Annotated in this window: 9 protein-coding genes; 2 read left to right on the plus strand and 7 right to left on the minus strand. The window is 67.5% G+C overall.

Going from position 1 to position 9,781, the window contains the following annotated elements:
- Positions 1 to 2: 2 nt before the first annotated feature.
- Entirely contained in the window at positions 3 to 1,052 is a 1,050-nt protein-coding gene (locus K0H49_RS04280; protein ID WP_219209884.1) for an adenosine deaminase, read from the minus strand.
- Positions 1,053 to 1,204: 152 nt separating this feature from the next.
- Here K0H49_RS04280 and K0H49_RS04285 point away from each other — a divergent pair, with 152 nt between their 5' ends.
- Together K0H49_RS04285 and K0H49_RS04290 are read left to right on the plus strand one after the other, a co-directional pair.
- Positions 1,205 to 2,458 (plus strand): phosphatase PAP2 family protein, encoded by a 1,254-nt coding sequence (locus K0H49_RS04285; RefSeq protein WP_219209885.1) that lies wholly within the window; start codon positions 1,205 to 1,207, stop codon positions 2,456 to 2,458.
- Positions 2,459 to 2,640: 182 nt separating this feature from the next.
- A complete protein-coding gene (locus K0H49_RS04290; protein ID WP_219209886.1) occupies positions 2,641 to 4,092 on the plus strand; it encodes a SulP family inorganic anion transporter in 1,452 nt (483 codons plus the stop codon).
- A gap of 21 nt (positions 4,093 to 4,113) precedes the next feature.
- Here the strand turns inward: K0H49_RS04290 and K0H49_RS04295 are convergent, their stop codons facing one another.
- The 6 genes from K0H49_RS04295 to K0H49_RS04320 all read right to left on the minus strand — a co-directional run.
- A complete protein-coding gene (locus K0H49_RS04295; RefSeq protein WP_219209887.1) occupies positions 4,114 to 4,632 on the minus strand; it encodes a hypothetical protein in 519 nt (172 codons plus the stop codon).
- Between the two features lie 10 nt (positions 4,633 to 4,642).
- Positions 4,643 to 5,095 (minus strand): hypothetical protein, encoded by a 453-nt coding sequence (locus K0H49_RS04300; protein ID WP_374122303.1) that lies wholly within the window; start codon positions 5,093 to 5,095, stop codon positions 4,643 to 4,645.
- Positions 5,096 to 5,383: 288 nt separating this feature from the next.
- The gene (locus K0H49_RS04305) at positions 5,384 to 6,553 is read right to left on the minus strand and encodes a BMP family ABC transporter substrate-binding protein (protein ID WP_219209888.1); all 1,170 of its coding nucleotides are present in this window, start codon (positions 6,551 to 6,553) and stop codon (positions 5,384 to 5,386) included.
- A gap of 50 nt (positions 6,554 to 6,603) precedes the next feature.
- Positions 6,604 to 7,524: an ABC transporter permease gene (locus K0H49_RS04310; protein ID WP_219209889.1), complete on the minus strand. Its 921-nt coding sequence runs from the start codon at positions 7,522 to 7,524 to the stop codon at positions 6,604 to 6,606.
- The gene (locus K0H49_RS04315; protein WP_219209890.1) at positions 7,524 to 8,675 is read right to left on the minus strand and encodes an ABC transporter permease; all 1,152 of its coding nucleotides are present in this window, start codon (positions 8,673 to 8,675) and stop codon (positions 7,524 to 7,526) included. The genes K0H49_RS04310 and K0H49_RS04315 overlap by 1 nt, the downstream gene beginning before the upstream one ends.
- On the minus strand, positions 8,668 to 9,781 hold a 1,114-nt coding region (locus K0H49_RS04320; RefSeq protein ID WP_257624583.1), incomplete at its 5' end, for an ABC transporter ATP-binding protein. The genes K0H49_RS04315 and K0H49_RS04320, both read right to left, overlap by 8 nt.

A 9,781-nucleotide genomic window follows, 5' to 3' on the forward strand; every position in this document is an offset into this window, starting at 1 on the left:
CTTCAGGCGGCGGCGAAGCGCGCGAAGGTCTCGTTCAGGCGATCGATGTAGCGCGCCTTGGCCGCGTCGTCGATGAAGCTGCCTTCGAAGCTGTTGGCCGCGAGCTGCCAGGCGTGTTGCGCCGTGAGGCCGGTGGCCGCGAAGGTCTGCAGGAAGTTCTCGTTCATGTAGCCGCCGAAGTAGGCCGGATCGTCGGAGTTGACGGTGGCGCACAGGCCGGCGTCGAGCAACGTGCCGAGGTTGTGCTGCGCCAGGTCGGGGAACACGCAGAGCTTGAGGTTCGACAGCGGGCACACGGTCAGCGGGATGCGTTCCTTGGCCAGGCGCGCCATCAGCGCCGGGTCCTTGGCGCTCTGCACGCCGTGGTCGATGCGCTCCACATGCAGCACGTCGAGCGCGCTCCACACATAGGCCGGCGGGCCTTCCTCGCCTGCATGCGCCACCAGGTGCAGGCCCAGTTCGCGGCAGCGTGCGAACACCTTGGCGAACTTCTCGGGCGGATGACCGACCTCGCTCGAATCGAGGCCGACGCCGATGAACTTGTCCCGGTAGGGCAGCGCCTGTTCGAGCGTCTCGAAGGCCTCTTCCTCGCTCAGGTGGCGCAGGAAGCACAGGATCAGCGCGGCGCTCACGCCCAGCCTGGCTTCGGCATCGACGCAGGCGCGGTGCAGGCCGTCGATCACCACCTTGACGTCGACACCGCGCGCGGTGTGGGTCTGCGGGTCGAAGAACATTTCGGTGCGCACCACGTTGTCGGCCGCGGCGCGCTCGAGGTAGGCCCAGGCCATGTCATAGAAATCCTGTTCCTCGATGAGCACGCTGGCGCCGGCGTAATAGATGTCGAGGAAGCTCTGGAGATTGGTGAAGGCGTAGGCCTGGCGCAGTTCCTCGACGCTCGCATAGGGGATCTCGACGCCGTTGCGCTGTGCCAGCGCGAAGATCAGCTCGGGCTCGAGCGAGCCCTCGATGTGCATGTGCAGTTCGGCCTTGGGCATGGCGCACAGCAGCTCGGGCAGGCGCTCGGCGGGAATCTTGAAATCGTGGGGGTTCATGCCGGAACTCTAAATCGATTTCCGGCGCAGCGACAATGGACGCCTTTTTGCCGACACCACCGTCGGTCGCCGGGTCCGACGTTTTTCGGAAAAAGAGTGGTCGTCATGTCGAAGCGAATGGTTGCAGCCCTCGGCGCCCCGGGAGGCGGACGTTGAACGCATTGAACCTGGTGCTGTTCGACTGGATGGGCGCGGGCTTCGCGCCCCACCCCGCCCTGCTGCGCATCGCCTCGCTGCTCGCCGAGGGCTCCACCTGGCTGTGCGCCGCGTTGATCGTCGGGGCCGCCTGGATGCAGCCGGCGGTGCGCACCCGGCTCGCGCTGATCCTGGTGGTGGCGGGACTGGCCTCGCTGCTCTCCCGCGAGATCGCCGCCGTGCTCGCGATGCCCCGGCCCTTCATGCTCGGGCTCAGCCCCCTGCACATCCAGCACGACGCGCGCCCCGGCCTGCCCAGCACCCATGCCTCGGTGATGTTCACCGTCGCCTTCATGCTGCTGGCCGACCGGCGCCTGCGGACCATCGGCCGGGCCGTGCTGGCCATGGCATTGCTGACGGCCGTATCGCGGGTCTACGTCGGCGTTCATTTCCCGCTGGACGTCGTCGCCGGCGCCGTGCTCGGCGGCTGCATCGCCTTGACGGCGCAGGCCGTGCTGACGGGCGCCGGGCGCCTGCGGGAGAACGCCGAACCGCAACTGGTGGGGCTGATGCAGACCCTGTCCCACCCGCGCTTCGGCCCCTGGCTGCTGGTCGGCTTCGCGCTGGTCGCGACCTGGGTCGGATTGAACACGCCCCTGTCCTTCCAGCCCACCCTGCTGCAGCAGGGCGGCGCCATCGGGAACAGCACGCTGATCTGCTACCTGGTCGCGGCGCTGTTCGTGCTCAAGGGCCGTCCGCCGGCGTGGTCGAAGCGCGATGCCGGCGCCCTGGTCATCGTGCTGCTGGCCCTGGCCGCGAACGAGGCCGGCCTGCACGTCGCGCTGTTCGGCGTCAGCATCCTGAAGGCGCGCTTCTACAGCGGCGGCGCGCTGTGGCAGATCGCAGTGGCGCTGGCCGTGCTGGCGCCGATCGCCGTCGCGGCCGGCTGGCTGCTGCGCCGCTCGCACGGCGTCTGGCGCAGCGCGCTGGCGCGCCGCCGCTGGCGCGCCGCGACCCGCACGGCCGTCTCCTTCGGGGTTGCCATCGTGACCATCAAAGTCCTCGACGAACTGCCAGGCATCCTGGTCGATTCCGGCCTGCTGCGCGAAGTGCCGGCCGCCCTGCACTATCTGTTGCTGGGCCTCGAGGAAGTCCTCGAACTGGCGCTGCCCTTGCTGGCCCTGCTGGCGCTGGTGCAACTTCAACTGGGCCGGCATCCGACCTGGCTGCGCCGCAGCGACAGGGCGCCACGCCTGACCAGCGCCGGCTGAACCCCAGGGTTCTCCCCACAAAACTTGGGTAACTCTGTGAATAACTCAGGCGATTCCTTGTAAAGAGGACGCAAGTCGTTGTTTTAAAAGAAGAAACCTTAGTCCGCTCAAATATTGAGCAGTGGATACCTGGGACACCAATCGGCCCTTACCAGAATTTTTTCGCACTGTCTGCTTTCACGATGTCCTTTTCCCGACTGCGCGCCGAATGGGCGCCAAGCATCCCCCGCGAACTCATGGCGGGCGCCGTCGCCACCTTCGCGCTGATCCCCGAAGTCATCGCCTTCTCTTTCGTGGCGGGCGTTGACCCCTCGGTCGGCCTGTTCGCCTCCTTCGTGATCAGCATCGTGATCGCCTTCACCGGCGGCCGCCCGGCAATGATCTCGGCGGCGGCCGGCTCGGTCGCGCTGGTGGCCGCGCCGCTGGTGCAGTCGCACGGCCTGGCCTACCTGCTCGCCGCCGGTGCGCTGGCCGGCCTGGTGCAGGTCGCGTTCGGCCTGCTGCGGCTCGGCGCATTGATGCGCTTCGTCTCGTCCTCGGTGCGCACCGGCTTCGTGAACGCGCTCGCGATCCTGATCTTCGCGGCCCAGATGCCGCACCTGGTGGGCGCCAACGGCGCGACCTGGAGCCTGTTGATCCTGGGCCTGGCGATCATCTACCTGCTGCCCCGGCTCACTTCGGCCGTGCCCTCTCCGCTGGTCTGCATCGTGGTGCTGTCGGTGCTGGCGGCCGTGGCCGGCCTGCCGGTGAAGACCGTGGCCGACCTCGGCCGGCTGCCCGATGCACTGCCGATGTTCGGCTGGCCGGACGTGCCGCTCGACCTGGCCACGCTGCGCCTGATCGCGCTGCCGGCGCTGGCCATCGCCATGGTCGGCCTGCTCGAATCGATGATGACGGCCAAGGTGGTGGACGAACTCACCGACACGCCCAGTTCGAAGAACCGCGAATGCACCGGCCTGGGCATCGCCAACGTCGCGGCCAGCCTGTTCGGCGGCATCGCGGGCTGCGGGATGATCGGCCAGACGGTGAGCAACGTGCGCTACGGCGGCCGCGGCCGGCTGTCGACGCTGTTCGCCGGCGCCTTCCTGCTGATCCTCATGGTGCTGCTCAAGCCCTGGGTGTCTCAGGTGCCGGTGATCGCACTGGTGGCGATCATGGTGATGGTCTCGGCCTCGACCTTCGACTGGGGCTCGCTGCGCGGCATGGTGCGCCACCCGCGCGTGTCGAGCGCGGTGATGCTGGTCACCGTCGCGGTGACCGTCGCGACCGAGAACCTCGCCGCCGGCGTCGCCGTGGGCGTGATGCTCAGCGGCGTGTTCTTCACCTTCAAGGTGGCGCGGCTGATGGGCGTGGCCATCGCGGACGACGCCCCCGACGGCACCCGCGTCTACCGTGTCACCGGCCAGGTCTTCTTCGCCTCGGCCGAACTGTTCGTCGACGCCTTCGACACCCGCGACACCGAGAACCGCCCGGTGCGCATCGACGTGACGCAGGCGCATTTCTGGGACGTCACCGCGGTCGAGGCGCTCGACACCGTGGTGCAGCGCCTGCGCAAGCACGGCAGCGTGGTCGAGGTGGTGGGGTTGAATGCGGCGAGCCGGGTGCTGATCGATCGGCTGGGCAGCGGGCGGTAGCGCTGCGCCGGCGATTCGCGCTCAATGAGATTTCTTGAGCATGTCCTCGCTGCAGCTCGGCTCGACGGCATAGTCGAAATGCATGTAGAGGTGCGCCTTGGGCTTGCCGTCAAGCCATTGCAGCAGATGCGCCCCCTCGCTGCTGATGCAGACGGTCGGCAACGCCTTGCCTGCTGGATCACCCGACAGCGCGTGTTCGACCTGGCTTGCATCCTCGTCTCTCGCGTGGAACACCAGCGCCCCCCCCAGGTAAGGCAGCGTATCGGGCGCCTTCAATGACGGCAAGGCGTACGCCCTCACCCGACGCCCCGTCAACTCATCCGAGACATCGGACCTTCGTCGTTGCGGTCCAAGGATGCGCAAGGCGACACAGCATTTCGCAATGCCCTGCGACTCGGCAGATTGCGCAACGACCTGGTCGTTGCGGTGCAGGCGCTCGGTCGTGAACAAGGTGCGCATCCCGTCCGGGCGTACTTCGATCAGCCCTGCAGCAGGTGGCGCGGCCGACGCGGCGAGGGCGGCGAACAGCACCATCGGCATGATGTACTTTTTAGAAGCCATTGTCGGACCAATGCGAGGGGTCGCTCAGCAGTTTGTTGACGCCATAGGAAGCACCCACGGCATGAAGGTCGCTGTCTTTCTTGATCAACACTTCGCGGCCCGAAGCGTCCTTGATCTTCTTGTTCTTCAGCCCCGAGATGGCCATGTCAATCGCGCTTCGCTCCGTATGGCGGGATACCAGCGCGGGTGGATAGACGATTTGATAGGCCGATGCCATCTCCCGAGCCGCGGCCCGCGAGCGCTCGGTCGAGCCGTGGTTCCACTCGATGTTGACGCCAACCATTGCCGGCGCACGTTCCGCGGCAATGGCCCCGTTGGCGATCGCCGCCGCGTAATGCATCAGGTAGGCGCGCTCCTTCGGCCGATAGGTTGCTGAAATCCTCACCGATCCGCCGGCAGCCTGGATGGCGCCAATGAAGCTGTCGACGCTTCGCCTGAACACCGGTGTCAGATCATTGATCGATGTTCCACTCGGAAATCTTGAAACCCATTGCCGACCGCTCAGCTCATTGCCAGAGCGTCCATTTGCAGCGGACGCGGGCGCCAGCCCGGCTCGAGGACTTGTAGCCATATTGTTTTCTCCCTGACAGTCTTATAGAGAAGTCGTGCATAGCGCACAAAAAATGCGGGCCATGCCAGACCATCCTAGACCGCCAAGCCCCCCGAAAACGACAACGGGCCGCACCCTTGCAGGTGCGGCCCGTGAAGCAGTTGGCTTTGCCTTGTGCTTTTACTTCTTGTCGCCGCCCGGCACCTTGCCTTCGACGCCCTTGACGTAGAAGTTCACGCCCGAGAGGAACTTGTCGTCGGCCACGGCACCGGCCGCGACCACGTCCTTGCCGTCCTGGCCCAGGATCGGGCCCTTCCAGATCGAGAAGCTGCCGTCCTTCAGGCCGGCCTTCACGGTGTCGACCTTGGCCTTGATGTCGGCCGGCACGTCTTCAGCCACCGACACCAGGTCGATCGCGCCTTCCTTCACGCCCCACCAGCTCTGGCCGGTGGTCCACTTGCCGTCGAGCGCGTCCTGGGTGGCCTTGATGTAGTACGGGCCCCAGTTGATCACGGCCGAGGCCAGGTGGGCCTTGGGACCGTAGGCGGTCATGTCGGAATCCCAGCCGAAGGCGCGCTTGCCCTTTTCCTGTGCGGTCTTGAGCACGGCCGGCGAGTCGGTGTTCTGGAACAGCACGTCGGCGCCGCCGTTGATCAGCGCGGTGGCGGCTTCGGTTTCCTTCGGCGGGCTGAACCATTCGTTGACCCACACCACCTTGGTCGTGATCTTCGGGTTCACCGACTGCGCGCCCAGCGTGAAGCTGTTGATGTTGCGCAGCACTTCGGGGATCGGCACCGAGCCGACCACGCCCAGCGTGTTCGACTTGGTCATCGCGCCCGCGATGATGCCGGCCATGTACGCGCCTTCGTAGGTGCGGCTGTCGTAGGTGCGCATGTTCTCGGCCGTCTTGTAGCCGGTGGCATGCTCGAACTTGACTTCCTTGTTGTCGGCGGCGACCTTGAGCAGCGGCTCCATGTAGCCGAAGGTGGTGCCGAAGATCAGCTTGTTGCCCTGGCCCACCAGGTCGCGGAACACGCGCTCGGCGTCGGCCGACTCGGGCACGCTCTCGACGAAGGTGGTCTTGATCTTGTCGCCGAATTCCTTCTCGAGCGCCTTACGGCCGTTGTCGTGCGCGAAGGACCAGCCGCCGTCGCCCACCGGGCCGACGTAGGCGAATGCGATGTTGAGCGGCGCGGCGGCAGCCGGCGCAGCAGCCGCGGCCGGTGCGGGCGCAGGGGCCGGTGCGGCGGCCGCCGGCTCTTCCTTCTTGCCACAGCCGATCAGGGCGGCGGAAGCGACGGCCGTGACGGCGGCCAGCTTGAGCAGGGAGCGCTTGTTCAAATCATTCATTGGTCTAAATCCTCGAAGGACGGGTTGGCGAAGAAACGAAAGGAAACAGATTATGAGCCGGGGTAGAAGGGTTTCCCGATCGAAGCCGGCATGTTGATGCGGATGAAGGCAGGGTTGCGCGAGATCAGCGCCAGCACCACGATCGGCGCGATGTACTGCAGCATGCTGAGAAACTGGCTGGGCACGTCGACGCCGGTGCTCTGCAGATGAAAGCCCAGCATCGACACGCCGCCGAACAGGTAGGCCCCCAGCAGCACGCGCGTCGGCCGCCAGGTGGCGAAGGTGGTCAGCGCCAGCGCGATCCATCCGCGGCCGGCCACCATGCCCTCGACCCACAGCGGCGTGTAGACGGTCGACAGGTAGGCGCCCGACAGCCCGCACAGCGCGCCACCCGCGACCACCGCCATGAAGCGGATGCGCCGCACCGGATAGCCCAGCGCATGCGCGGACTCGGGCGACTCGCCCACCGAGCGCAGCACCAGGCCGGCGCGCGTGCGGTAGAGGAACCAGATCAGGCCGAGGGTCAGCGCCACCGCGAAATACACCATCGGGTGGTGGCGGAACAGGGCCGGGCCGACCAGCGGGATGTCGCCCAGCACCGGCAGCGCATAGGACACGCTGTCGGGCAGCTTGGCCTGCACGAAGTTGATGCCGACGAAGGCCGAGAAGCCGACGCCGAACAGGCTCAGCGCGAGCCCGGTCGCGTACTGGTTGGTGTTGAGCCAGATCACCAGCACGCCGAAGATCGCGGCCATCGCCGCGCCGGCCGCCATGCCGGCCAGGAAGCCCAGCCAGGGGTTGTGCGTGGTCACCACCGTCGCGAAGCCCGCGATGGCGGCGCACAGCATCATGCCTTCGGCGCCGAGGTTGACGATGCCGGCCTTCTCGTTGATCAGCAGGCCGAGCGCCGCGATCGCCAGCACGGTGCCGGCGCTCAGCGAGGAGCCGATGAGCAGTGCGTAGGAGTCCATCAGACTTGTCCCCCGGTGGTGCGCGCGACGGGCGCGGTGAGTGGTGTGCTGGCTTGCAGCGAAGAAGTGGTGGCGGCGGCCGACGCCGCCTTGGCCGCGGCCTTGCGGCGCACGCGATAGACGATCAGCGTGTCGCAGGCCAGCAGCGAGAACAGCAGCAGGCCCTGGAACACGCCGGTCAGCGACTTGGGCAGGCCCAGGCGCGACTGCGCCAGCTCGCCGCCGATGTAGAACATGCTCATCAGGATGGCCGAGAAGATCATGCCCACCGGATGCAGTCGGCCGACGAAGGCCACGATGATGGCGGCGAAGCCGTAGCCCGCGGGCACGTAGGGCGTGAGCTGGCCGATCGGGCCCGCCACCTCGAGCGCGCCCGCCAGGCCGGCCGCGCCGCCCGAGGTCAGCAGCGCGATCCAGACCGCGCGCCGCGCCGAGAAGCCCGCATAGCGCGCGGCCGCCGGCGCCAGGCCGCCGACCTGCTGCGCGAAGCCGGCGCGGGTGCGGAACAGGAAGACCCACAGCGCGCCCGCGCCCACCAGCGCGATCAGGAGGCCGATGCTCACGCGCGAGCCCTGGATCAGCCGCGGGATCTGCGTGACCGCGTCGAAGGTCTTGGTCTGCGGGAAGTTGTAGCCCGCCGGGTCCTTCCACGGCCCGTAGACCATGTAGCCCAGCAGCAGCGTCGCGACGTAGACCAGCATCAGGCTCACCAGGATCTCGTTGGCGTTGCACTTGTCGCGCAGGAAAGCCACGATGCCGGCCCACACCATGCCGCCCAGGATGCCGGCCATGAGGATCGGCACCACGATCCACGGGCCGGTGCTCTTGTCGGCCAGCAGTGCCACGCCGCCGGCGAAGATCGCGCCCATGACGAACTGGCCTTCGGCGCCGATGTTCCAGACGTTGGAGCGGAAGCACACGGCCAGGCCCAGCGCGATGATCAAGAGCGGCGTGGCCTTGACCATCAGCTCGCCCAGCGCGTAGCCGCTCTTGATCGGCTCCCAGAAGAACACGCCCAGGCCCTTGACCGGGTCCTTGCCGAGCAGCGCGAACAGCGCCACGCCGATCACCACCGTGATCAGCAGCGCAAGGATCGGCGAACCGTAGGTCCAGAAACGCGAGAGTTGCGGGCGGGGTTCGAGCTTAAACATGGGCCATCTCCTTGGCGACAGCGGGTGCGCCATGGGCGTCCCAGAGGCCGCTCATCCATTCGCCGATCTTCGGCACGGTCGCGTCGGCGCGGTCGACCGAGGGCGACAGCCGCCCCTTGGCGATCACGTAGAGCCGGTCGCTGATCTCGAACAGCTCGTCGAGCTCCTCGCTCACCACCAGCACCGCGCAGCCGGCGTCGCGCAGCGCCAGGATCTCGTTGCGGATCAGCGCGGCCGCACCCACGTCCACGCCCCAGGTCGGCTGCGACACGATGAACAGCCTGGGGTTGGCGTCGATCTCGCGCCCGACGATGAATTTCTGCAGGTTGCCGCCCGACAGCGAGCGCGCCGCCGCGTGCGGGCCGCCGGCCTTGACGTTGAAGCGCCGGATGATCTCGCTGGCATGCTGCGCGAGCTGGCCGGTGCGGATCCAGCCGCCACGGCCGACCGCGTTGCTGCGCGTGAGCAGCATGTTGTGCGCCAGGCCCAGCGTGGGCACCGCACCGCGACCCAGCCGCTCCTCGGGCACGAAGTGCACGCCCAGCGCGCGGCGCTGGCGCGGACGCAGCCGGGCCGCAGCCTGGCCGAAGACCTCGATCATCCCGGCCTCGGCGCGCGTGTCCTCGCCCGACAGTGCATAGAGCAGTTCCTTCTGGCCGTTGCCCGAGACGCCGGCGATGCCCACCACCTCGCCCGCGCGCACGTCGAGCGACACGCGGTCGAGGTCGACGCCGAACTGGTCCTCGCGCGCCAGCGTCAGCGCCTTCACGCGCAGCGCCACCGCGCCCGCCTTGAGTTCGCGGTGCTGCAGCGGCGGCGGCTCGGCGCCGATCATCAGCCGCGACAGCGACTCGTTGGTCTCGTTCTGCGGATTGCACACGCCCGTGACCTTGCCGCCGCGCAGCACGGTGCAGGCGGTGCAGAGCTCGCGGATCTCGTGCAGCTTGTGGCTGATGTAGAGGATGCTGCAGCCCTCGGACGCGAGCTTCTTGAGCACCACGAACAGCTTGACCACCGCCTGCGGTGTCAGCACCGAGGTCGGCTCGTCGAGGATCAGCAGCTTGGGGTCGGTCAGCAGCGCGCGGATGATCTCCACGCGCTGCATC

This window comes from Variovorax boronicumulans (assembly GCF_019352895.1).
GTDB classification, from domain to species: Bacteria; Pseudomonadota; Gammaproteobacteria; order Burkholderiales; family Burkholderiaceae_C; genus Variovorax; species Variovorax boronicumulans_A.